Raw genomic sequence first — 23346 nt, 5'->3', positions numbered from 1 at the left:
TCTCTCCGACAAAATGACTGTTGCCCTAGCTTCCGGGTTCAGCTGCGTGCCTGCAAGCGGAACTACAGTCCCGCCGCATCAATATCGATCAACAGCAACCGCTCACCGTTATCGAAGAATTGCCCGGCCGTCAGGCAATACTGGTTGCTGGTGGCATCGCGGTAGGTGTTGGACAGGGTCAGGCGCCGCTCTTCCCAGCCTTCGGCGAGCAAATGGTAGAAGTACGGACGCCACGACCAGTTGTGCCCCAGATAGCGACTGTCGGAGACCCAGCCGTTATGGCGCCATTCCAGATTAGGCGTCAGTTGCGTGCCATGACGATCGCATTGGTAAAACCGCAGCAGCCATGGGAAAGCGTCCAGTTGCGGCAATGCACTGAGTGGCGCACGGGCCTGTGCCCAGTTCTGCAGGATCGCCATCAATTCACTGAGTTGGTGGCGCATCTGCATCAATCGTCCGCGCTCGTCGAGCTTCTGCTGAACGTAACGCTGGCGCAGTTCGGCAAAGCGTTGCACAAACGCATCGGTGGCAAAGAACGCCTCTTGCGCCCGGGCGAACAGAAAACCCTGCACGTAACGCGATCCACATTCCAGGGCGAAATTGAGCTGTGCCTCGGTCTCCACGCCCTCTGCGATGATCCAGCACCCCGTCTTCTCGGCCATCTGCGCGAGGGCCTTGACCACGTCACTGCTTGGCCCGCCTAGAGCGGCAGCCTGAAACAGGCGCATGTCGAGTTTGAGAATGTCCGGTTGCAGGGCCAGCACCCGATCAAGCTGCGAGTAGCCGGCGCCAAAATCGTCGATGGCTATTCGCGCCTTCGCCTCGCGATAACGCCCAACCACTTCGGCCAGACGTTGGCTGTTGCCGCCAAGTTCGGTGATCTCAAACACGATGCGTTGCGGATCGACATTGTGCCGCACCATTTGTTTGAGGCTGGGCAGGGCTTGGTCGGGGCGCAGACGGCTGATCCAGCGCGGCGACATGTTCAGGCTGAGAAACCAGTCTGCCGGGGCTTCGTGCAGACGGCTCAAGGCGTTGTCGCGGATCTGTCGGTCGAGGCGACGCAGAGCAATGGCCGGCGTACGCGGGTCGGCGAAGAGCGGCCCGACCGATGTCAGTTGACCATCCGCCTGGCGCAGGCGGCCAAGCGCTTCGACGCCAGCAATGCGTCCGGTGGCGGTATCGATGAAGGGTTGAAAGCAGGCGAGCGGTTGCCCGTCGATCACAAGGCCTCCTTAGTCGTTGTTGTTCTGTATGAACCCGCCGACCGGGTAGGCACGCGGGGGTTGAACCTCCGGGTAAAGAGGTTCATCCCGCCGACATTGCAAGAATGTAGCCAGATACGTCAGTTCAGCGTTTGCCTGAACTCTGCATGACCAGTCTGATCAGTGGCCCAAGGCTGGTACCGAGGCGGATCAGTCGAGTCAGGCCACCGACACCGCCACTTTTCGCGCCTTTGCCGGTGATGAAACCCAGGAGCGTGACCGCAGCAACACCCCACAACGGCGCATGCTTGATCCCGAATCCGCCTTGCAGGTTTTGCGTCATGCCGCGCATGCGCTGCAATGGTTGCAGCACTTGCCCGGCTTCATGACGGATTTCCTGGCGATGCATTTCCATGCGCAGGCGAATCAGTGCCTTGCGCATTTCTCGACGTGAGCTGTTATGTGGAAGTTCAGGCAGGCTCATGGCAGCAGGCGCTCCCGGTCGTTGGCCAGCTCTTCGAGCGTGCCGTGGAAGGGTGAGGATTCATCGAACACCGCAGCCTTGAGGCGCAAGCCGCAGAAGGCCGCCGCCAGCGTATAGAACACGCACAGGCCGATGATCGCTGGCAAGCGATAGGTGTCCCAGAACACGACCAACACCAACGTCGACAAGCCGACCAGCAACAGCAAAGCAAACACCAACGCAAGACCTGCGAACAGCAACAGGCTGACGGTGCGTGCTTTCTGCTCCTGCAATTCGATGCCGAACAACTCGACATGACTGTGCAGCAGGCCAAGGACAGCGGCGCCCAGGCGCCGCGTGGAAGATGAGGTGCCCGCAGCCGGGCCGGATTCACCGATCGACATAATCAGCGCCGAGTGGCCAGCAGGCCGATCAAAAAGCCTACACCGGCAGCGATGCCCACGGATTGCCAAGGATTGGCCGACACGTAGTCTTCGGTGGCGGTGACCGCTGCCTGACCGCGTTCGCGCAGGGTGTCTTCGGTCAGTTTCAGGGTTTCGCGTGCACGCAGCAGGCTGTCGTGGATCTGCTGACGCAGCTCATCCGCCTGGTCACCCGCCAGAGTGGCGGTGTGCTCGAGCAACCGTTCGGTGTCGGCGACCAATGTCTGGAAGTCGTTCATCAGGATGTCTTGAGCAGTCTTTGCCTTGATGCTGGCCATGGGTGGATCTCCGTAAGTGGCGTCTGAAGCGTTCGAGTATGAGCCTTGCGTGAAGGTTCAGTACAAATGACTGGTACAACTTTTGCTGTGTCGTGGTGCGTCGTTCGTTAGTCGTGCGCTGTTGCCGGGCGTGCAAGCCAAAAAAACCTGACGCAAATAATAGCGGTTCGTGCCAGCACATCGATCTTGTGCGCCAAAGCGGTTCATCGGGCCTCCTCGCCCATGACTGCACGGTTGCAATTTGGTGCGTGAAATGTACGCGTGAACTGCTTTGGTGCCTTTTTCTCTTTCAGGTCTGCCTCTTTATGGAAAATCTGCAAAGCGCTGTGGAGACGTTGGTTCACAGCTCCAATACGTTGTTCATTTTGATCGGTGCGGTGATGGTGCTGGCAATGCATGCCGGCTTCGCCTTTCTGGAAGTCGGTACGGTGCGCCAGAAAAACCAGGTCAACGCGCTGTCGAAAATCCTCAGCGATTTCGCTGTCTCCACACTGGCCTATTTCTTTATAGGTTACTGGATCTCTTACGGCGTGACATTCATGCAGCCGGCGGCTGTGCTGACTGCCGATCATGGTTATGGGCTGGTGAAGTTTTTCTTCCTGCTGACCTTTGCTGCGGCGATTCCGGCGATTATCTCCGGCGGCATTGCCGAACGGGCGCGCTTCGTTCCGCAGTTGTGCGCCACGGCGCTGATCGTCGCGTTCATCTATCCGTTTTTCGAAGGGATGATCTGGAACGGTAACTATGGCCTGCAAGCCTGGCTGACGGCGCAGTTCGGTGCGGCGTTTCATGATTTTGCCGGTTCCGTGGTGGTGCACGCCATGGGCGGTTGGCTGGCGCTGGCGGCGGTGCTGTTGCTGGGCCCGCGCAACGGCCGTTATCGTGACGGGCGACTGGTGGCCTTCGCGCCATCGAGCATTCCGTTTCTGGCATTGGGCTCGTGGATTCTGATTGTCGGCTGGTTCGGCTTCAACGTGATGAGCGCACAGACCTTGCAAGGCGTCAGCGGCCTGGTGGCGGTCAACTCGTTGATGGCGATGGTCGGCGGGACCATGGCGGCATTGATCGTCGGACGCAACGACCCGGGCTTTCTGCATAACGGCCCGTTGGCCGGATTGGTGGCAATCTGTGCGGGTTCCGATCTGATGCATCCGGTCGGCGCGCTGGTGACCGGGGCCATCGCCGGCACTCTTTTTGTCTGGTGCTTCACGGCGGCGCAGGTCAAATGGCGCATCGACGATGTACTGGGCGTGTGGCCGTTGCACGGTCTGTGCGGCGTGTGGGGCGGGATTGCCTGCGGGATTTTCGGCCAGATCGCGCTCGGTGGTCTCGGCGGCGTCAGCCTGATCAGCCAGTTGATCGGCACCGCGCTCGGCGTGGCGGTGGCGTTGATCGGTGGCTTTGTCGTTTACGGCGTGATCAAGGCGCTGCATGGGCTGCGCCTGAGTCAGGAACAAGAGTATTACGGCGCCGACCTGTCAGTGCACAAGATCGGCGCGGTGAGCCAGGATTAGGTCTCTTCATCATTGGCTCCGGAATAAAAGCCGTGCAGTAGACGATAACGGTCTCTTCGCACTTGATCGGCTTTCTCTTGTACTTGTCGCGCCGACAAGCCGAGCATGATCAAGGCGTGAGAGCCGAGCATCAGGCTGGATTCCAACAGCTCCGGCACCACTTCAGTAGCGCCGGCGGCTTTGAGTTCGGCCAATTGGCTGTCGTCGCGGGTGCGTACCAGGATCGGTATTTGATCATTGAGGCGTCGTGCCTCCTTGAGAATGCGCAGGGCAACGTCGGTTTGATCCACAGCAATCACCAGCAGTCTTGCGCGTAGCAGGCCGACGGCGGTAAGCAAATCACCGCGTGATGAGTCGCCGTAATGCACGTCACTTTCTTCGGTGGCGGCTTCCTGTACCCGCACCGGGTCATTGTCCAAAGCGATGTAACGCTGATTTGCGTTACGCATGAAGCGGCCAATGGATTGGCCTACACGTCCGTATCCGCAAATCACCACATGCTGGTCGAGGTCGGCGTTGAGCGCGCTGATTTGCTCGATCTGCGCCTCCTCGTTGGGTTTACGGTGCAGGGTCGTGGCGATGCGGGGGGCTGCGCGTAACAGGATGGGGGTCAGCAGCATCGAGCAGAACGTCGTTGCAAGCAGCAAGGCGCCAAGCCGTTCGGGCAGCATGCTGTTCTGTTGCATCTGTGCCATCAGCGCGAAGCAGAATTCGCCGCCCTGCGCTAAGGTCAGGCCACTGCGCCAGGCGGTTTCACTGTCATTGCCGCGCCACTTCACCAGCAACGCCACAACGATGCCTTTTATGATCATCAAACCGAGGGTCAGGCCGAGGATCAGCAGGCCGTCGCTGACGAACAATTGCAGGTCGATCAGCATGCCGATGCTGACAAAAAACACCCCGAGCAGAATGTCGCGGAAGGGCCGGATATCGGCTTCGATCTGATGCCGGTAATGGCTTTCACCGAGCAGCATGCCGGCCAGAAAAGCACCGAGTGCGGGGGATAGACCGAGCAAGTGAGTCAGCCATGCAGTCAGCAGCACAATCACTAGCGCCAACAGCACAAACAATTCTGCCGATCGTGAAGCAGCGACTTCATGGAACAGCTGAGGCAGCAACCAACGACTGGCTAGCAGCAGACCGACAAACAGCACCACGGTTTTCGCCAAGGTCAGCGGCAATGCCCAGTACCAGGCCTGGTCACTGCTGCCGGCGAACACTGGCACCAAGGTCAGCAGCAATACTGCAACCACATCCTGAAACAGCAAGACGCCGACCGCATTTTGCCCGTGACTGCTGAACACCTCGCCGAGGCTGCCCAATTCCTTCGTCACGATCGCCGTGGAGGACAACGCAAGGCCGGCACCGAGCAGCAACGCAGGCGTTATCGGCATGCCCAACAGCATCAATAACGCCCCCAACAGCGCCGTGCTGATCAACACTTGCTGGCTGCCAAGTCGGAACACCACCTGGCGCAGGGCGATCATCTTCGACAGGGAAAACTCCAGGCCCAGTGAAAACAACAGAAACACCACACCCAGTTCCGCCACGTCGGGCAGATGTTCACTTTCATTGACCCAATCGAATGCACTCGGCCCGACCAGCAATCCCACGCACAGGTAGCCCAAAACCGGTGGCAGCCGCAGGCGACGGAATAGGGCAATCACCACGAGGGACGAGGCGAGGATGATCAACAGGTTGGCAAACACTAGACACTCCGAGGTCAGGCTCTGGCTTCTCAAGCGTAGAAGCAAAAAGACCGTGAGCATCGCGCAATTGGCTTTTGGGCGGGCTGATTTGCATCAGGGTTTTGCGTGCGAGCCGTTGCACATGAGCTCTAGCCTTTGAGCGGCGGTGGCTCGACGGGTTTTCAGGAGCGGCCTAGAATAGGTGGATTAATTTGTGGTTGAGCAATCATGCCTCCTGAATGTCAGCTGTTCGGCACCCTGGGGTGTCATCTGTGCGAAGTCGCTGAAGCCATGCTGATGGAGTTTGTCGAGCGCGGCCTGCTGGTAGAGTTGGTAGACATCGCTGAAGACGAATCCTGGTTTGAGGCTTATAGCCTGCGAATTCCTGTGCTGCGGCGAGTCGACACAGGGGCGGAACTGGGCTGGCCATTCAGTGCCGATGAGGTTGTGAATTTCCTGAGTTAGCCTGTTTCCGTGCGCCACCCCGCTGGTCGCCAGCGCAAATCCAGCCCTTGGCACTTCCCGGCTTATTCGGTTACTGTATGTTCATACAGTAATTGAGTCAGAGGGACGAACCGTGGTCAATGTCGAACAGTTGAAGAACAGCGTGAACCGGATGTCGGTTGACGTGATGCGTGAGGCCGTTCTCGAATTGCGCCTGGACGGACTGGTCACGGAAGGCAAGACGCCATTCAACAAGCTGCATTTCAATACGTGCTTCGCCGAGATCGAAGCTTTGTTTCAGCGCGCCGGTTACCACAAGCAACTGGACGTGGTCGGGTATCAGGGGCTGATGTACGCCTTGTATGACCCGGGTCGTTGGGAAGCTGTCGACGTGTTGCGCTGGCTCAAGGAGTTTACCGACGCGGCGGCGCTCAAATCGATTACGGCCTGAGGATTCTGCGCTAGGTTCGTTTCCTTCAGTGTTGGATAATGCCGGCCTGCCTTGAGGGTTCGAATTTTCGTATGTCCACATCAACATTTTCCGCTGCACAGAATCAGGCCAGCACGCTTTATTTGCCGCCCGGCGCTTGGCTGACCGTACTCGATTGCTTGTGCGAGCATTTCAGCGCCATTGGACGCGAGCAGTGGCTTGACCGGATCGCTCGGGGACGGGTGCTGGACGGTCACGGTCAGCCGATTGCATTGGATTTGCCCTACAAGGAAGGGCTGCGGATTCACTACTTTCGCGAAGTGCCGGACGAAAAACCGATCCCGGTGCTCGAGTCGATTCTCTATGCCGATGAGCATCTGGTGGTTGCTGACAAACCGCATTTTCTGCCAGTGACGCCGGCCGGCGAGTACGTCGAGCAGACCTTGTTGCGCAGGCTGATCCGGCGTCTGGATAATCCTCATCTGGTGCCCCTGCACCGGATCGACCGGCATACGGCGGGGCTGGTGATTTTCTCTGCCAACCCGCAAACCCGTTCCGCCTATCAGGCGCTGTTTCCAACGCGACAGATCGACAAGCGCTACGAAGCCATTGCGCCGGCATTGCCTGGACTCGATTTTCCCTTGGTGCACAAAAGTCGTCTGGTCGATGGAGAGCCGTTTTTCCGTATGCAGGAAGGGCCCGGTGTCAGCAACACCGAGACGGCTGTAGAGGTGCGGGAAAAGAACGGTGATCTCTGGCGCTATGGCCTGTATCCGGTGACCGGCAAGAAACATCAGCTTCGGGTACACATGACCGCGCTGGGAGCGAGTATCTGCAATGACCCGTTCTACCCTGATGCACTTAAGGACGTTGAGGATGACTACGCCCATCCGTTGAAGCTTCTGGCGCAAGGGTTGCGTTTTATCGATCCGGTAACCGGTGAGGCCCGCGAGTTCGAAAGTCGCATCACTTTGCAGTGGTGACGTCGTTGCAACTTTTCGAGCGCCCATGAAAAAGCCCGCATATCAATGCGGGCTTTTCTGTATCCGGTGTCGACGTTGAGCTTACAGCTCTTTAACGGTACGAACCTGATCCTTGTTGATGCGTGTTTCTTTGCCGTCCAGTTGCTGGAACTCGTAGAAGCCCGAATCGTCATCGTATTTCGGGGTGTCGACGGCCTGGATTTCGCGACCGTCATTCAAGGTGATCACTGTAGGCGACGAGCAACCGGCGAGGGTAGCAAGGCCCAGTGCGAGCATGAAAGTGGCGAGGGTCCGTTGAGTCATGAGTGTGTCTCCGAATGGGAATACTTTTGGTTACTGAGCTTGAGACGTATACAAGGCGTGAGAGTTCCTTGAATAGTGTCAGTCTGACACAGTGTTGTGAGAACTTAACAGTTCGGGGGTGTTGAGGTTGGCCAGTCGCGGGTCGTTGTCGGGACATTCCAGCGCAATGGCGCCGAGGCTGCGCATGACCCGGCCGGGGCTACGTTCTCCGGCGTTCCAGGCGTTTTCGAATGCCGGTAAAAGGGCTACCGGAATCACACACAACAGGGGTTCCCAATGCTCGTCATGCCACAACATTAAAGGTTTTTCAGGATTCTGATTGGCGGATTCACGCATGCTTTGGAGTAACGCATCGTCGATCCGCGGGACATCGCAAGGCAGTACCAGCAAGTGCGAATGTCGTGCGGCTTTCAGGCCTGCTCGAATACCAGCCAACGGCCCCGGAAAGGCGCCTTCGTCATCCTCCACCAATTGATCGGCAAGCGGCGCGTAACGCTCGCGATTGCGGTTGCAGGAGATGATCAGGTTATCGGTCAGCGGACGCGTCTTGCGCTGCAGATGCGCGATCAGCGGTTCGCCCTGCCACTCCACCAATCCTTTGTCCTGACCGCCCATGCGTTGGCCGCGCCCGCCCGCCAGGAGCAGAATGGAGCAGGGCGGCAGTTGCGTATCAAAGGTCATGACAGCTCTCCACAGGGGCGGCGAAAAAACAGGGCGCTGTGATATAACACCGGGCCGTTTCTCCTACAACTGGACGAGCCTATGAAAGCCAAGGCTGATGTACCTTTCGTGCCGCTTAATATTGCGGTGCTGACTGTCAGTGATACCCGTACCCTGGAAACCGACACCTCAGGCCAGGTCTTTGTCGACCGCCTGGCAGCGGCCGGACACAATCTGGCGGCGCGAGTCCTGCTTAAAGATGACCTCTACAAAATTCGCGCGCAAGTCGCTAACTGGATCGCCGACGATGTTGTGCAGGTTGTGCTGATTACCGGTGGCACCGGTTTCACCGGCCGCGACAGTACACCGGAAGCCGTGGCGTGCCTGCTCGACAAGCAAGTGGATGGGTTTGGCGAGTTGTTCCGGCAAATATCGGTGGCCGATATTGGTACCTCGACCGTGCAGTCCCGTGCGCTGGCCGGTCTGGCCAACGGCACGCTGGTTTGCTGTCTGCCGGGCTCGACCAACGCCGTGCGTACGGGTTGGGATGGCATTCTCGCTGAGCAGCTGGACGCTCGTCACCGCCCGTGCAATTTCGTCCCTCATCTTAAGCAGGCCGCGTCTTGTGAATCCCGTGGGTAAGCCGGGCAAGACGGGCGCGTTGATGCCCGTCGAGGTGGCGCTGGCGCGTCTGCTGGAAATGGCCGAGGCGTCGCCGATTGCCGAGCAAGAATATTTGCCGCTGGCGCAGGTCGAGGGTCGAGTGCTGGCCGAAGACCTCATCTCGACCCTGGATTTACCACCCTGGCCTAATAGCGCCATGGATGGTTATGCCCTGAACCTGGCCGACTGGACGGGCGAAGCCATGCCGGTCAGTCAAAAGGTGTTCGCCGGGCAATCCCCGCAAGTCCTGAAACCCGGTACGTGTGCGCGGATTTTCACTGGAGCACCAGTACCTCCGGGCGCCGATTGCGTAGAAATGCAGGAAAACGCCGAGGTTCAGGACGATGGCAGCGTGCGCTTCCTCGAATCGATGAAGATCGGGCAGAACATTCGCCCGCAAGGCCAGGAAACCACGGTCGGCGAGTTGGTTTTACCGGCCGGTACCCGGCTTGGCCCGATAGAGCAGGGTTTGATTGCGTCGCTGGGCTGTGCCAGCGTCAAGGTTGTGCGCAAGGTTCGCGTGGCGGTGATTTCCACCGGTGACGAATTGATCGAGCCTGGGCAGACACTGGGGCCGGGGCAGATATACAACAGCAATCGCATGGTGCTGTGCAGCTGGTTGCAGCGTTTGGGCTGCAAAGTGATCGACGCCGGTATTCTTCCGGATGATCTTGACACCACCCGTACCCGCTTGGGCGAGTTGCAGGATGTTGATCTGATTCTTTCCACCGGTGGCGTTTCGGTGGGTGAAGCTGATTTCCTCGGTATTGCCTTGCGAGAAGAGGGGGAGCTGGCCCTTTGGAAACTGGCGATCAAGCCTGGAAAGCCACTGACATTCGGCCACTTCCGCAACGTGCCGGTGATTGGCTTACCCGGCAATCCCGCTTCGACTTTGGTGACGTTTGCGTTGCTGACTCGGCCTTACCTGTTGCGCCGTCAGGGTGTGCAGGACGTCGAGCCGCTGAAGTTTGCGGTGCCTGCTGGGTTTGTCTGGCCTGTCGCCGGCAACCGGCGTGAATACCTGCGGGGCCGTCTTGAGCAAGGGCGGGCGACCATCTATCGCAATCAGAGCTCCGGTGTGCTGCGTAGCGCCGCGTGGGCAGACGGATTAGTGGAAGTGCTGGAGGGTCGTACTCTGCTCGAAGGAGACGAGGTCGGCTTCATTCCGCTAAGTGATCTCCTGGGCTGAATCCTGTCTCGCAAATGCAGGCATGGGCTGATCCAGCCGGTGCCTGCAAAGTTTCAGTCGGTCAATGGCTTATCAGTGTTACCAACTGGTCGAATCGGCTATTGGCCACCCAACCCAGCAGACCCAGCACCACGGTTGTTGCACCCGCCGCGTAGGCCACGCGGTGTTTGATGGTTCTGACGTCACTGCGGACTTCGTCCATGTCCCGTCGAATATATTTGAGGTGGGTTTCCAGTTCGGTCACACGAGGTTCCATATCAACTTCTCCTGTGGTCTTCTTGAATTCGGACTTGTGATTCGCGCGACATTTGGTGAGGGGAGCGATCGGATTTACTGGCATTCTGGCTTCATGGCTTGGCATGGAAATATCCATCTGCTGTTTCAAACATGCAACCTTTGCCCTGTTTCGAACACTTGAAACCCTTTGGTGAGTAACCTCTCATTACATGCACATCCTTGTGTTGTCAGATTGATGATTGATACCGCGAGCACACGGTGAACCAACTGTCATACCGGGTCAATTAAGCCGATTCCTCATGTTTTGTAAGAAAAAATACCGCTGTGTAGGACTCCTCAGCCAGGCGATGGAATTATTTGTGATTCTTTGGGCTTTTTTGCGCGCCACGGTGGTCAAGATGTTTCAACCGATTCAATTCAGGGAGTGACGCTATGAGTGAACGCCGGGCACTTTTGATTCTGCATGGCAAGCAGGCACTCAACGAGGCGGTGCGCACCGCGGTTGAGGACAAGCGCGAGCAAGGCTGGGAGCTGGCGGTGCGCCTGACCTGGGAAGCGGGGGATGCCCAGCGCTGGGTAGAGCAAGCGTTGGCGGACGGGTACACGAAAATTATCGCCGGCGGCGGCGACGGTACATTGCGTGACATCGCTGAAGCCCTTGCGGCCCAGCCAGGGAAAGCCAGTCTTGTCCTTTTGCCTTTGGGTACCGCTAACGATTTTTCCCGCGCGGCGGGTGTCCCGCTGGAGCCTGCCGAGGCGCTCGATCTCCTTGATGTACCGCCGTGTGACATTGATCTGGGTGAAGTGGGTGGGCAGATTTTCCTCAACATGGCCACCGGCGGTTTCGGCAGTCAGGTCACGGCCAATACTTCAGAGGATCTGAAAAAGGTACTGGGCGGGGCGGCCTATCTGTTCACCGGGTTGTCTCGGTTCAGCGAGCTGCACGCCGCTTATGGCGAGCTGCAGGGGCCGGATTTCCATTGGAGTGGTGAGCTGCTGGCATTGGGCATCGGCAATGGTCGCCAGGCTGGCGGCGGGCATGTGTTGTGCCCGCAGGCGCTGGCGGATGACGGATTGCTGGATATCAGCATCTTGCCCGCGCCACAGGAGCTGGTGGGCACATTGAAGAGCCTGCTCAGCGATGGATTCGGCATCGATAGCATGTTTGTCCGAACCCGATTGCCTTGGGTCGAGATCAAAGTGGCTGAGGGGCTTTACATCAACCTTGATGGCGAGCCGCTGGAGGGCGACAGTATGCGGTTCGAGGCGCGGCCAGCGGCGTTGCAGATACACCTGCCGAAGGACTCGCCGCTATTGACCGTCAATCTGGCAGTCAATCGTCCAGACTGATGATCTGTTCGCGCACGGCGAACAGCACCAGGCCCGCCACATCGTAGATTTGCAGACGCTTCATGATCTGCGAGCGGTGGGTTTCGACAGTCTTGATGCTCAAGCCCAGGCCATTGGCAATTTCCCGCGTGGATTTTCCACGGACGATCAAGCGCAGGATTTCCAGTTGGCGAGCAGTCAGGTTGTGTGAGTCGGCAATTTCCGGCTGCTGCTTCTGATTACGGGTCAGCGCCTGGTTGATCACGGTGTGGGCGATGGCCGGGCTCAAGTAACGCTCGTTGTTGCGCAAGGCTTCCAGCGCGTGTTCGAGTTCGGTGGCCGTGGTGTCTTTGAGCAGATAGCCGTGGGCGCCGGACTCCAGCGCCTGCATGATCAATGCGGGATCGGTGTGCATCGATAGAATCAGCACCTTGCTCTGTGGCCGCACCCGCTTGAGTCGTTGCAGGGCTTCCAGGCCGCCTGTTTGCTTCATGGAAATATCCAGCAGCACGATATCGGGGCTGAGCTGCTCGACCATTTCGAGCAGCTGCGAGCCATCATTGGCTTCGCCAATAACCGCGTAACCGGGAATATCCAGCACCAGAGCGCGCACGCCGGCCCTGATCAGCGAGTGGTCATCCACCAGAAGTAAGTTACAAGTCAACGCATAACCTTATTCGAACTGGCCCGCTCGAGTGCGCGCGGCGCCCAGGGGAAAAGTGCTTCGATTTGAGTGCCTTTGCCCGGCTCACTGATAACGCTCAGGGTGCCACCCAATTGCTCGATCCGTTCGGCCATACCGGCCATGCCCCGCTGTCCTTCACGACCCGGATTGGCGGCCGGGGCAAATCCCAGACCGTCATCGCTGATCAGCAATGTCAGACCTTTGGGCAGGCGCTGCACGCGTATCAGCAGGTTTTTCGCCTGTGCATGACGCAAAATATTGGTTACGGCTTCCTGGGTGATGCGAAAAGCGGCGACCGCCATTTCTTCCGGGATGCCATTCAGGCGCTGCTGGCAATCGAGACTCCAGTTCACGTTGGTGTTGGTCAATGTCTTGAGCAGATGCGCTCGCAGGCTGGCCTCAAGACCGAGGCTGGTCAACTGGCGGGGATTGAGAATGGCCGAAACGTCGCGCACTTTGTTGAGCGTTTCTTCAAGGGTTTCGCAAAGTGTGGTGCAGTGTTCCTGCAGATCTTCTGGCATTCGTCGTTTGAGCCAGTCGCTTTGCAGCTTGGCGGCGGTCAGCAATTGGCCGATATCGTCGTGCAGTTCGCGGCTGAGGCGGTGACGCTCGTTTTCCTGGACTTCCAGCAGACGGTCAGCAAGTTCCTGTGGCTGGAATTTGATCGATTTGCGTGACAGCCGATATTGCACCCAGACACAGGCGGTGGCGGCAATGTTCAGCAGCAGCAGTCCCAAGCCAAGTTGCGCGGAAAATCCATAGGTCAGCAGGCTGCCAAGTGCGGCAGCGACGCACAGTATGAGTGTGAACCGGCGCGCGTTTTCTCGGGAGGGTGGCCATGTAGTGATTGACTTGAGACTGGCGTACATAACGGATGGAGCCAATGGATGTTCGCTGCGGGTAGACCGGCCGGTGGCTGGCGGGTCTCTGTCTGTAAAGGGTGTCAATAATGTTATGGATTTCAACGCGGTTCAGTGAATGTATATGTCAGCCAACTTCGGTGGATGCCTGTCGCTGGAATCACTGTGCCATTAACTTCAAAGCAATTAGTGGGCGGCATAATACCACTTAAGATACCGTTGGTCGCGTTTGCTATATATGCCCAATGGGTCAGGAAATGCGTCATATTGGACGCGAGTTCCTTAACGGAAATATCGATTTATTGTGTTCGATTGATATCTGCATTGCCAGAAGTTGAAGTCTTCAGGCACAGGCAAACCCTTAGCTCGGATGAAGATGTCCGCTGTTGTCAGGTGTAATTATTTATTTCGATTTGTCGCTGGCAGGTACGAACTATTCAATTGCGACATTGACGGTGAAGTCCGGCGACCTCACCTGTCGGCCGCCACGCCGAATCAGGCCTGTCGTTCCGAGAAACTCAGCAATGGCAAGCGTCTGGTTTTCAGCGCTGGTTGAAACTGGGTTTGTCCGACCTGAGAGGCAAGCGCCTCGAGCAGCGAGGTCTGTTCGGTTTCATCGAGGCTCAGTAGCCCGGTTTTATGGTCGACCAGTTCAAGTTGCCAGGCCATCAGTGTGAAGCACTCCTTCAGCGCATCAAGGGCCTGTTCGTGCAGATCCACGTGATCTTGCGCCAGGTTGAGAAGGCCGTAGATGTGCAGGGAGAACTCGGAAATCGCCTCAAGCGCCAGGGCTTCAGCCCTGCTTGCGAGTTTGAGGAGGGTGCTGAGCATGCAATCGATAGCGTCTTTATCGTTGCTGATTATCTGCAGATGGCTGAGGCATTCTTCGGACTTGGCCAGGAGCGTTTCAGCCTCGACAAGAAATTCGGGGAAGCGTTGCGCCCACTCTTTACGGTCGATCGGCATGCTTATCTCCACAACGTCATGTCTACTGAGGGGATGCCGTGTGTGACGACGATCGTGAATCGTCGGGAGATCGCGCCCAGACGTGCAGGAGCACAGACTGAGAGGTTCCAGAGGGTTTGTTTCCGCTGAACTGCGATCGCACACAATAGCCTGACTCCGTTCATGCAATGAGAATGGCGTCACATTAATGGCTATTGGATACTGCGAATATCAGGTTGGGCCTGATTGATACTAGGGGAATCCCTTAGGCGCGGGAACCTAACGTGCAAACCGAGGTCGCGCCGCAAAGACTTTAGCTGATGAAGAACACGGCGCCAGTAAAGCATGATGTTAATGTGACATCAATGCCCGGTTATGGCATTTTGAATTCGATTTCTACGGGGATCAAGATTCGGCATTTGCAGCCGATAAACCCTCTTAGTGAATTCATCAGAACAAGCCCAGGAGTCATTGATGGCCGGCATTCTCGACACGGTAGACCAACGCACGCAACTGGTGGGTGAGAATCGCCTGGAAATTCTCATGTTTCGACTGGCCGGGCGTCAGCTGTTCGCGATCAACGTGTTCAAGGTGCAGGAAGTGCTGCAACTGCCGAAGCTGACCCTGATGCCTCAGCGTCACCCGTTTGTCTGCGGTGTAGTCAACCTGCGCGGACAGACGTTGCCAGTGATCGATCTTTCGCAAGCGATCGGCATGCGGCCATTGGTGCCGAGCCCTACGAGCACCATCATCGTTACCGAATACAACCGCTCGGTGCAGGCCTTCCTCGTCGGTGGTGTAGACCGCATCGTCAACATGAACTGGGAAGCGATTCTGCCGCCACCGGCCAGCGCCGGCCGTCAGCACTACCTGACGGCGATCAGCAAGGTCGACGATCAACTGGTGGAAATCATCGACGTCGAGAAAGTGCTCGCCGAGATCGTTCCGTACAACGCCAAGGTCTCGCGCGAAAAGCTCGAAGATCCGGTGCTGGAGCGCGCCCGTGGCCGCGAAGTTTTGTTGGTGGACGACTCCAACGTGGCGCTCTCGCAGTTGCGTGACACCCTTGGCCAGCTCGGCGTGAAAATGCACATTGCCAGCGACGGCTTGAAAGCGCTGAACATGCTCAAAGCCTGGGCCGACACCGGCGTGAACATGACCGACAAACTGCTGATGGTGTTCACCGACGCAGAAATGCCGGAAATGGACGGCTATCGCCTGACCACCGAAATACGCAATGACCCACGCTTGCGCGGTTTATACGTGGTGTTGCACACCTCGCTGTCTGGCAGTTTCAACGACTCGATGGTGAAGAAAGTCGGCTGCGACAACTTCCTCTCCAAATTCCAGCCGGACAAACTGGTCGACGTCGTGCGCCAGCGTCTGATGCTCGACGAAGTACCGGCCTGATTCAAATCGATTCACCTGAGGGAGCGAGCAGGCTCGCTCCCTCAGTTTGCTCTTTGATTCCATACGCAAGCTCGTATAGGGTGGCGTTTTTTGCCTACCAGGGAGCTGGCCATGCTGCGTCTGAGCGCGCTTTATCGTTATCCGTTGAAATCCGGCAAGGGCGAGGTTCTGCAAGGGACCGACCTGGACAAGCTGGGGCTTGATGGCGATCGACGCTGGATGCTGGTGGACGAAGCCAGCGGCCGGTTCCTGACCCAGCGCGCGGAAGCGAGAATGAGCCAGCTATCGGCGCTGTGGAACGCCCTGGGCGGCTTGACCCTGAGTGCGCCTGAGCTTGCCTCGATTGAAATTGATTTGCCCGGGAACGACGCCGAACTGCGCGGCGTGACCATTTGGCGCGACACCTTGCGGGTCCCGGATGCGGGTGACGAAGCAGCGAAATGGGTCAGTGAGTTCATCGGTAAACCGACCCGTCTGGTGCAAGTGCCGCTGGATCGCGCGCGTATGACTCAGGCAGGTTTTGGCAAGGATGACGATAAAGTCGCGTTCGCCGATGGTTTTCCGTTGTTACTGATCGGTGAGGCATCGCTGCAGCATTTGTCGCAGGAGGTCGGGCGGCCGCTGGAGATGCTGCGGTTCCGGCCGAACCTGGTGATCGAAGGCAGTGCGGCGTATGCCGAGGATGAGTGGAAACGGATCCGCATTGGCGACGTCGAGTTCCGGGTGGTCAAATCGTGCTCGCGCTGCATCCTCACCACCATCGACCCGCAAACCGGCGAGCGCAGTGCTGATCGCGAACCGCTGGCGACGTTGCAAAAGACCCGCGCGCATGCCGACGGGGCGATGTTCGGGCAGAACCTGGTGAATGACAGCAACGGTCGACTTGAGGTCGGCATGCCGGTGGAGATTCTCGAGTAACCCGTCACTGAATCAAAAAATGCCCGTGTCCTTGGACACGGGCATTTTTATTGGCGCTTCGAAACCAGCGGTTTAGCCGCGGTATTCGCACAGGTAAGCGGTGTCGACGGCGACTTTCAGCTGGAACTTGCTGTTGGCCGGTACGTTGAACTGGCTGCCGGCGGCGAAGGTTTCCCAATCGGTGCTGTCCGGCAGTTTGACCGTCAGTGCACCCGAAACCACGTGCATGATTTCACGCTGGGCAGTGCCGAATTCGTATTCGCCCGGGGCCATGACGCCGATGGTCGCCGGACCTTCAGCGGTGCCAAAGGCGATCGACTTGACGGTGCCGTCGAAGTACTCGTTGACTTTAAACATGGGCGATTCCTTGAAAAGGGCTGAAAAGGGGTCGGCCAGTATGCACAAGGCTTTTAGCGCCGTCACCTGCCCGGCGCCTGTCCGGCAAGTCGGGAATTGACCCTACAGTGGCAATACCAACGGCAGCAACCGGGCTGTATTGCGCGCGTCCTCCAGCGCCCGATGTTGCTGGCCGCTGAACTGCATGCCGGCGAGTGCAAGCGCACCATTGAGCCCCAGCGGCCGCTCCAGCCGCCGAGCCTTGGCGAAGCGTTGTTTGAGGTTCATATGCGACACCTTGCTCAAGCCGCTGTCGATTTGCAGGCGCTGCCATTCCTGCAGCAACTGCTTGCGGTCGTAATCGCCCCAACTGGCCCAGCCCTCGAGGCGTGGCTGATGCTGGGCCAGCCAGCGTTCGAACGCCGGCCACACGTCGGTCAAGGGCTGCGCCGCGTCAATATTGGCCTGGGTGATGTGTGTGAGCTCGCGACAGAATGGCGTCAGCAAGGGCCGCCGCGTCGGTTTGACGAAGCGCTGAAAGTGATCCTGCTCGCGCCCGGCACGGTCGACCAGCGTGGCGCCGATCTCGATGATTTCCATTTCCGTGACCGGCCAGCCACCTTCGTCGGTGGTAGCTTCCAAATCAATGACCAGCCAGTGTGGCATCGCAGGGTTCCTGATTTCCGCGTTCTGATAATTCAGAGCGTAGTCAAACCCCGCGGATGCGCTCGGGCGACTACTCGACCTGCAACAGAACCTGACGATTTTTTACCTGATCGCCGACCTTGACCTGCACCCGCTTGAGCACGCCGTCGATGCCGGCCGTAAGCGGGTGCTCCATTTTCATTGCCTCCAGCACCACCAGCAATTGACCCTTGCTGACCGGACTACCCTCGCTGACGAGTACGTCGACAATGGCGCCGTCCATCGGCGCTTTCAAGGTGCCGGAGCTGACGCTGGTCTGACTGCCGATCACGGCATGAGTTCGATCCTCCAGGTGCAGACTGCCGGGATGGGTGAACAGCCAGAGTTGTCCGGCATCGAGGCGATAGGCGTGGCGTTGGCGCAGGCCATCGATTTCCAGTGTCACCGAGCTTGCGCTGTGATCGATGAGTTTCAGTTCGAGGGTGCGTTCCGCGATTTGCACCTGAATCACATCGCCCGCGCACCTGAGCAGTGTCACTGTCCAGTTTTGCTCATCCAGACCCAACCGATAATGCAGCGGCACGCTGGCGTTGTTGCGCCAATGGTTCAATGGTGCGCGGTGTTGTTGCGCGGATGCCAGATAAAACAGCACGGCGGCGATGGCCAGTTCTTCGGCACTTGGCGTGTAGGTATGCAGGCTTGGGTGATCGCTGAAGTGTTGGGGGATGAATCCGGTGCTGAATTCAGCGCCGATGAATTGCGGATGTTGCAGCAGGCTTTCGAGCAAGCGCTGATTGCTTTGCACGCCCAGCAACACCGTGTCCTGCACCGCGCGCAGCAGTTTGCGCCGGGCCTCTTCACGGGTGGCGCCGTGAGCGATCAGCTTGCCGAGCATCGGATCATAGAATGGGCTGACCGTTTGCCCTTCATACAAGCCATGGTCGATTCGCGCGCCGTCCTGCAACGCGGGTTCCCACCCTTGAATACGCCCGGTTTGCGGCAAAAAATCCTGTGCGGGATCTTCAGCGTAAAGCCGCACTTCCATCGCATGGCCTGTGAGCTCGACTTGCGCCTGAGACAGCGGTAGCGGCTGGCCCTCGGCTACCGACAATTGCCAGGCGACCAGATCGAGCCCGGTGATCAACTCGGTCACCGGGTGCTCGACTTGCAGACGGGTGTTCATCTCAAGAAAGTAGAACTGGCCGCGCGCGTCGAGCAAAAACTCCACGGTGCCGGCGCCAACATAATTCACCGCACGCCCGGCCTTGAGCGCGGCTTCGCCCATGGCTTGGCGCAACTCGGCGGTCATCACCGGGCAGGGCGCTTCTTCGATGACTTTCTGATGACGACGCTGGATCGAACAGTCGCGTTCACCGAGGTAAATCAGGTTGCCGTGGTGATCGCCAAACAGCTGCACTTCGACATGACGCGGTTCGATCAGCGCTTGTTCGAGAATCAATTCGTCGCTGCCAAATCCATTCAGGGCTTCAGAGCGTGCCGTGCGCAGTTGCGATGGCAATTGCGCTGCGTTATGCACCAGCCGCATACCGCGACCGCCACCTCCGGCACTGGCCTTGATCATCAGCGGGTAGCCGATGCGCTCGGCTTCGCTCAGCAAGGTGGCGTCGTCCTGCGCTGCGCCTTGATAGCCGGCAATGCAGGGAACGCCGGCATCGAGCATGGCGATTTTCGACAAGCGTTTGCTGCCCATCAATTCGATGGCGTCGGCACTCGGGCCGATGAAGGTCAGGCCGGCCTGTTCGCAGGCGCGGGCAAACTCGGCGTTTTCCGAGAGGAAACCGTAGCCGGGGTGGATCGCATCGGCGCCGCTGCGGCGAGCGGCGTCGAGGATCGCCGGAATGTTCAGGTACGACTGCTGCACCGGCGCCGGGCCTATGTGCACGGCTTGGTCGGCGATTTTTACGTGCAGCGCATCGGCGTCGGCGTCGCTGAAGATGGCGACGGTGCGATAACCCAGGGCTTGAGCGGTGCGCTGGATGCGGCAGGCGATTTCACCGCGATTGGCGATCAGGATTTTGTGGATGGCGGGCATGTTGGGTTCCCTTGGATTTTGCGGTGAATGTGCTGGCCTCTTCGCGGGCAAGCCCGCTCCCACAGGGTCAGGTGGCCCACCCGGGTTTGCGCTTTTGCACAAAAGCCATGGTGCCCTCGATGCCTTCAGCGCCAGTCACCGCTTCGCTGAACCACTGCGCCGCTTCATCGAGCAATTCACTCGACGGTTGCCCGGCGCTGGCCAGCAGTAGTTTTTTCGTCGTGGCATTCGCTTGTGGTGCGCAGCACAAGACATGTTGCAACACCTCATCCAGCCGCTCGGCCAGTGCTTGCGCATCCTGCTCGACAAAATGTACCAGCCCCAAACGCCGCGCCTGATGACCGTCGAAACGCGCGGCGGTCAGTGCCAGCCTGCGTGTCTCGGTCAACCCAATGCGTTGCACCACAAACGGTGCGATCTGCGCCGGCAGCAAGCCGAGGCTGGTTTCTGGCAGACCGAATTGCGCCTTGTGGTCGGCCATCGCAACGTCGCTGACACAGGCCAGGCCAAACCCGCCGCCCATCACTGCGCCTTGCAACACGCAGATCAGCACTTGTGGCGCGTGCTGGGCTTCCTCCAGCAGCGCGCCGAACGCCCGGTTCAAATCACGGTAAGCCTCGGCTCCCTCGGCGCGGGCAGTGGCCATGTCCTTGATGTCGCCGCCAGCACAGAAATGTCCGCCGCTACCGCTGAGCACCAAGGCCCGAACAGCACGGTCGTCGCGAACGGCTGCCAACACCGCGCGCAGTTCGCTGACCATTTTCAGGCTCATCGCATTGCGGCTGTCCGGGCGATTGAGGGTGATGTGCAGCACACCGCCATGCAATTCCAGAAGCAACGTCTGGCACTCGGGCAGGCTGCTCATTTCTTTTTCCCCGGCAGGGTGCCCATCAGTTTGCAGATGATCCCCAGCATGATTTCGTCCGCGCCGCCGCCAATCGATACCAGCCGCACATCGCGATAGGCACGGGCCACCGGGTTGTCCCACATGAAGCCCATGCCGCCCCAATATTGCAGGCAACTGTCGCTGACTTCGCGGCCGAGCCGGCCGGCCTTGAGCTTGGCCATCGACGCCAGTCGGGTAACGTCCTGGCCTCTGATGTATTGCTCGGTGGCCTGATAAACCAGCGCGCGCAGGCATTCGATTTCAGTCTGTAATTCGGCGAGGCGGAAATGAATGACCTGATTGTCGATCAGTGCATTGCCGAAGGTCTTGCGTTCCTTGCAATACTCGATGGTGCTGTCGACGCAATATTCCAGGCCTTTGATCATGTTCGCCGCGCCGAACAGGCGTTCTTCCTGAAACTGCAACATCTGCATCATGAAGCCTGCGCCTTCATGGCCGATGCGGTTGCGTTGCGGCACACGGACATCGTCGAAAAACACCTGCGCGGTTTCCGAGCTGCGCATGCCGAGCTTGTCCAGATGCGAGCTGAGGCTGATCCCGGGCGTGTTCATCGGCACCATGATCAGCGACTTGTTGATGTGCGGTTTGTCATCCGACGTGTTGGCCAGCAGGCAGATGAAATCGGCACTCGGCGAGTTGGTGATCCACATCTTGCTGCCGTTGATCACGTAGTCGTCACCGTCCTTGCGCGCCGTGGTTTTCAACCCGGCAACGTCCGAACCGGCGCCGACTTCCGACACGCCGATGCAGCCAACCTGCTCGCCGGTGATCGCCGGGCGGAGGAATTCTTCACGCAGTTCATCTGAGCCGAACCGCGCCAGCGCCGGCGTGCACATGTCGGTCTGCACGCCGATCGACATCGGAATGCCGCCGCAATGAATGGTGCCGAACTCTTCGGCCGCGACAATCGAATAGCTGTAGTCGAGGCCCATGCCGCCGAATTTTTCCGGCTTGGAAATGCCCAGCAGGCCGAGGTCGCCGGCCTTGCGGAAGATCTCGTGGATCGGAAAGCGTCCGGCCTTTTCCCATTCTTCGACGTGCGGGTTGATCTCGTGTTCGACAAACTGGCGGACGGTGCGGCGCAGTGCTTCGTGTTCCGGGGTGAAGATCATTTTTATTGTTCTCCGTGAGTCCGTTGCGGTCAGAACCGGCTGACGCCGAAGCTGTTGGGTTGCAGCGCGCGAATGTCGGCTTCGTGGCAAATATCCAGCAGATAGCCGAGCAGGGTGCGGGTGTCACGCGGATCGATCAGCCCGTCGTCCCACAGGTTGGCACTGCCATACAGCGCGGTGGACTGGCTGTCGAGTTTCTGCGCGGTGACCTGTTCCAGCATGTCGAGCACTTTCGGGTCCGGCACCAGGCCGTCCTTGAGCTGTTTGGCTTCCGTGACGATGCGCAGCACTTTGCCAGCCTGCGCGCCGCCCATCACCGCCGTGCGGCTGTTGGGCCAGGCGAAAATGAACCGTGGATCGAGACCGCGCCCGCACATCGCATAGTTGCCGGCACCGTAGGAGCCACCGACGACCATTGTCAGTTTAGGCACCCGGGCGTTGGCCACCGCTTGAATCAGTTTCGAACCGTGTTTTATCACCCCTTGCTGCTCGGACTCGGTGCCGACCATGAACCCCGTGGTGTTGTGGAAAAACAGCAGTGGCGTCTGGCTCTGATCGCACAGTTGAATGAACTGTGCAGCTTTGCTCGCACCCTTTGGCGTGATCGGGCCGTTGTTGCCGATGAAGCCACAGGCGCGGCCCTGGATTTTCAACTGGCCGCAAATGGTTTGCTGATCGAACTCGCCTTTGAACTCGAGGAAGTTCGATTCGTCGGCGATTCGCGCAATGATTTCGCGCACGTCGTAGGGCTTTTTTGGATCGTCCGGGATCAACCCGAGCAGTTCCTCGACAGGGTAGAGCGGCTCTTTGTATTGCGGCTCCGGTAGCCACGGCAGTTGCTCGTTCCATGGCAGCATCCGCAGGATCTCGCGCACCTGACGCACGCCATCGGCATCGTTCTCGGCCAGATACTCGGCCGTGCCGGCGACCTGCGCGTGCATCTCGGCGCCGCCCAGTTCTTCATCGGTCGCCACTTCGCCGGTCGCGGCTTTGAGCAATGGCGGGCCGGCGAGAAACAGTTTGGCCTTGCCGCGCACCACCACCACGTAATCAGACAAGCCCGGTTGATAGGCGCCGCCCGCCGTGGCCGAGCCATGCACAACAGTGATCTGCGGCAACCCCATCGCCGACATCCGTGCCTGATTGGCAAAGCTGCGCGCACCTTCGACGAAAATCTCCGCGGCGTAGTTGAGGTTGGCACCGCCGCTTTCGGCGAGGGTGATCACCGGCAGTTTGTTCTCTTGGGCGATCTGTTGCAGGCGCAGGGATTTTTTCAGGCCACTGGGCGAGATCGTGCCGCCCTTGATTGCGCTGTTATTGGCAACGACCATTGCGCGTATGCCTGACACGTAACCGATGCCAGCGATCAAGCCGCCGCCGGCAGCGCTGCCGTCCTTGTCGTCATGCAGTTTGTAACCGGCGAGGCTGGCCAGTTCGAGGAAAGGTGCGCCGGGGTCGAGCAGCAGATTGAGACGTTCGCGGGGCAGCAATTGCCCGCGTTTGTCGAATTTCGCCTTGGCCTCGGCAGCCTTGTTCAACAGGTTCTGTTCGAGTTGTTGCACTTGCTCGATGGCGGTAAGCATCGCGGCACGGTTGCGGGCGAACGCCTCGCTGTGCGGGTCGAGTCGGGACTGGATCTGCGCCAT

General features: G+C 58.8%; 26 protein-coding genes. 9 read left to right on the top strand and 17 right to left on the bottom strand.

From position 1 onward, the window contains the following. Positions 1–62: 62 nt before the first annotated feature. The 4 genes from ACIQVE_RS13145 to ACIQVE_RS13130 all read right to left on the bottom strand — a co-directional run bounded on the left by ACIQVE_RS13145 (position 63) and on the right by ACIQVE_RS13130 (position 2389). Positions 63–1226, bottom strand: coding sequence for an EAL domain-containing protein (locus tag ACIQVE_RS13145; protein ID WP_402808759.1), 1164 nt, complete (start codon positions 1224–1226; stop codon positions 63–65). Positions 1227–1350: 124 nt separating this feature from the next. Next, positions 1351–1689, bottom strand: coding sequence for a hypothetical protein (locus ACIQVE_RS13140; protein WP_198758840.1), 339 nt, complete (start codon positions 1687–1689; stop codon positions 1351–1353). Further along, positions 1686–2072: a phage holin family protein gene (locus tag ACIQVE_RS13135; protein ID WP_402808755.1), complete on the bottom strand. Its 387-nt coding sequence runs from the start codon at positions 2070–2072 to the stop codon at positions 1686–1688. Before ACIQVE_RS13135 ends, ACIQVE_RS13140 begins: the two co-directional genes overlap by 4 nt. A gap of 2 nt (positions 2073–2074) precedes the next feature. Further along, positions 2075–2389, bottom strand: coding sequence for a YqjD family protein (locus ACIQVE_RS13130; protein WP_402808752.1), 315 nt, complete (start codon positions 2387–2389; stop codon positions 2075–2077). 305 nt (positions 2390–2694) lie between these two features. Here ACIQVE_RS13130 and ACIQVE_RS13125 point away from each other — a divergent pair, with 305 nt between their 5' ends. After that, complete coding sequence (locus tag ACIQVE_RS13125) at positions 2695–3903, top strand: ammonium transporter (protein ID WP_402808749.1); 1209 nt, start codon at positions 2695–2697, stop codon at positions 3901–3903. Here the strand turns inward: ACIQVE_RS13125 and ACIQVE_RS13120 are convergent. After that, entirely contained in the window at positions 3900–5612 is a 1713-nt protein-coding gene (locus tag ACIQVE_RS13120; protein WP_402808748.1) for a cation:proton antiporter, read from the bottom strand. The genes ACIQVE_RS13125 and ACIQVE_RS13120 overlap by 4 nt on opposite strands. Positions 5613–5819: 207 nt before the next feature. Between ACIQVE_RS13120 and ACIQVE_RS13115 the strand changes: the two genes are divergently transcribed. The 3 genes from ACIQVE_RS13115 (at position 5820) to ACIQVE_RS13105 (ending at position 7448) form a co-directional block, all read left to right on the top strand. Continuing rightward, the gene (locus ACIQVE_RS13115; RefSeq protein ID WP_402808745.1) at positions 5820–6056 is read left to right on the top strand and encodes a glutaredoxin family protein; all 237 of its coding nucleotides are present in this window, start codon (positions 5820–5822) and stop codon (positions 6054–6056) included. 112 nt (positions 6057–6168) lie between these two features. Then, on the top strand, positions 6169–6486 hold the full coding sequence (locus ACIQVE_RS13110) for a transcriptional regulator (RefSeq protein ID WP_402808742.1): 318 nt from the start codon (positions 6169–6171) through the stop codon (positions 6484–6486). A 71-nt stretch (positions 6487–6557) separates the two neighbouring features. Then, positions 6558–7448, top strand: a complete 891-nt coding sequence (locus ACIQVE_RS13105; protein ID WP_402808739.1) for a pseudouridine synthase — start codon at positions 6558–6560, stop codon at positions 7446–7448. A gap of 81 nt (positions 7449–7529) precedes the next feature. On the opposite strand, the gene ACIQVE_RS13100 is transcribed toward ACIQVE_RS13105, so the two are convergent. After that, positions 7530–7751 (bottom strand): YgdI/YgdR family lipoprotein, encoded by a 222-nt coding sequence (locus tag ACIQVE_RS13100; protein ID WP_016770600.1) that lies wholly within the window; start codon positions 7749–7751, stop codon positions 7530–7532. 78 nt (positions 7752–7829) lie between these two features. After that, positions 7830–8432, bottom strand: a complete 603-nt coding sequence (gene mobA, locus ACIQVE_RS13095) for a molybdenum cofactor guanylyltransferase MobA (RefSeq protein WP_402808736.1) — start codon at positions 8430–8432, stop codon at positions 7830–7832. Positions 8433–8513: 81 nt separating this feature from the next. On the opposite strand from mobA, the gene moaB reads away from it, so the two are divergent. Beyond that, a complete protein-coding gene (gene moaB, locus ACIQVE_RS13090) occupies positions 8514–9053 on the top strand; it encodes a molybdenum cofactor biosynthesis protein B (protein WP_402808733.1) in 540 nt (179 codons plus the stop codon). Next, positions 9037–10263: a gephyrin-like molybdotransferase Glp gene (gene glp / locus ACIQVE_RS13085; RefSeq protein ID WP_402808730.1), complete on the top strand. Its 1227-nt coding sequence runs from the start codon at positions 9037–9039 to the stop codon at positions 10261–10263. Before moaB ends, glp begins: the two co-directional genes overlap by 17 nt. A gap of 61 nt (positions 10264–10324) precedes the next feature. On the opposite strand, the gene ACIQVE_RS13080 is transcribed toward glp, so the two are convergent. Next, positions 10325–10624, bottom strand: a complete 300-nt coding sequence (locus ACIQVE_RS13080) for a hypothetical protein (protein ID WP_402808837.1) — start codon at positions 10622–10624, stop codon at positions 10325–10327. 308 nt (positions 10625–10932) lie between these two features. Here ACIQVE_RS13080 and yegS point away from each other — a divergent pair, with 308 nt between their 5' ends. After that, a complete protein-coding gene (yegS, locus tag ACIQVE_RS13075) occupies positions 10933–11850 on the top strand; it encodes a lipid kinase YegS (RefSeq protein WP_402808727.1) in 918 nt (305 codons plus the stop codon). Here yegS and ACIQVE_RS13070 read toward each other — a convergent pair. From ACIQVE_RS13070 to ACIQVE_RS13060, 3 genes are all read right to left on the bottom strand, one after another. Beyond that, entirely contained in the window at positions 11834–12493 is a 660-nt protein-coding gene (locus tag ACIQVE_RS13070; protein ID WP_402808724.1) for a response regulator, read from the bottom strand. The genes yegS and ACIQVE_RS13070 overlap by 17 nt on opposite strands. Next, positions 12490–13383, bottom strand: a complete 894-nt coding sequence (locus tag ACIQVE_RS13065) for a sensor histidine kinase (protein ID WP_402808834.1) — start codon at positions 13381–13383, stop codon at positions 12490–12492. Before ACIQVE_RS13065 ends, ACIQVE_RS13070 begins: the two co-directional genes overlap by 4 nt. 486 nt (positions 13384–13869) lie before the next feature. Then, on the bottom strand, positions 13870–14340 hold the full coding sequence (locus ACIQVE_RS13060) for a hypothetical protein (protein ID WP_402808721.1): 471 nt from the start codon (positions 14338–14340) through the stop codon (positions 13870–13872). 453 nt (positions 14341–14793) lie between these two features. Between ACIQVE_RS13060 and ACIQVE_RS13055 the strand changes: the two genes are divergently transcribed. Both ACIQVE_RS13055 and ACIQVE_RS13050 read left to right on the top strand, forming a co-directional pair. After that, positions 14794–15729 (top strand): chemotaxis protein CheV, encoded by a 936-nt coding sequence (locus tag ACIQVE_RS13055; protein WP_402808718.1) that lies wholly within the window; start codon positions 14794–14796, stop codon positions 15727–15729. Positions 15730–15840: 111 nt separating this feature from the next. Beyond that, positions 15841–16647: an MOSC domain-containing protein gene (locus ACIQVE_RS13050; RefSeq protein ID WP_402808715.1), complete on the top strand. Its 807-nt coding sequence runs from the start codon at positions 15841–15843 to the stop codon at positions 16645–16647. A 72-nt stretch (positions 16648–16719) separates the two neighbouring features. Here the strand turns inward: ACIQVE_RS13050 and ACIQVE_RS13045 are convergent, their stop codons facing one another. The 6 genes from ACIQVE_RS13045 to atuC all read right to left on the bottom strand — a co-directional run bounded on the left by ACIQVE_RS13045 (position 16720) and on the right by atuC (position 23346). Then, a complete protein-coding gene (locus ACIQVE_RS13045) occupies positions 16720–17004 on the bottom strand; it encodes a pyrimidine/purine nucleoside phosphorylase (RefSeq protein WP_003183665.1) in 285 nt (94 codons plus the stop codon). 102 nt (positions 17005–17106) lie between these two features. Next, positions 17107–17649 carry an exonuclease domain-containing protein gene (locus ACIQVE_RS13040; RefSeq protein WP_402808711.1) on the bottom strand — a complete coding sequence of 181 codons (543 nt, stop codon included), beginning with the start codon at positions 17647–17649 and terminating at the stop codon, positions 17107–17109. 70 nt (positions 17650–17719) lie between these two features. After that, the gene (locus ACIQVE_RS13035; protein ID WP_402808708.1) at positions 17720–19681 is read right to left on the bottom strand and encodes an acetyl/propionyl/methylcrotonyl-CoA carboxylase subunit alpha; all 1962 of its coding nucleotides are present in this window, start codon (positions 19679–19681) and stop codon (positions 17720–17722) included. Between the two features lie 67 nt (positions 19682–19748). Then, on the bottom strand, positions 19749–20546 hold the full coding sequence (locus ACIQVE_RS13030) for an enoyl-CoA hydratase/isomerase family protein (RefSeq protein WP_402808705.1): 798 nt from the start codon (positions 20544–20546) through the stop codon (positions 19749–19751). Next, positions 20543–21700 (bottom strand): citronellyl-CoA dehydrogenase, encoded by a 1158-nt coding sequence (gene atuD / locus ACIQVE_RS13025; protein WP_402808702.1) that lies wholly within the window; start codon positions 21698–21700, stop codon positions 20543–20545. Before atuD ends, ACIQVE_RS13030 begins: the two co-directional genes overlap by 4 nt. A 29-nt stretch (positions 21701–21729) precedes the next feature. After that, positions 21730–23346 (bottom strand): geranyl-CoA carboxylase subunit beta, encoded by a 1617-nt coding sequence (gene atuC / locus ACIQVE_RS13020; protein ID WP_402808699.1) that lies wholly within the window; start codon positions 23344–23346, stop codon positions 21730–21732.

This window comes from Pseudomonas sp. NPDC098747 (assembly GCF_044760045.1).
GTDB lineage: Bacteria > Pseudomonadota > Gammaproteobacteria > Pseudomonadales > Pseudomonadaceae > Aquipseudomonas.
Note: the sequence above shows the minus strand (reverse complement) of the source record. Positions and strands in the feature narration are given on the sequence as shown.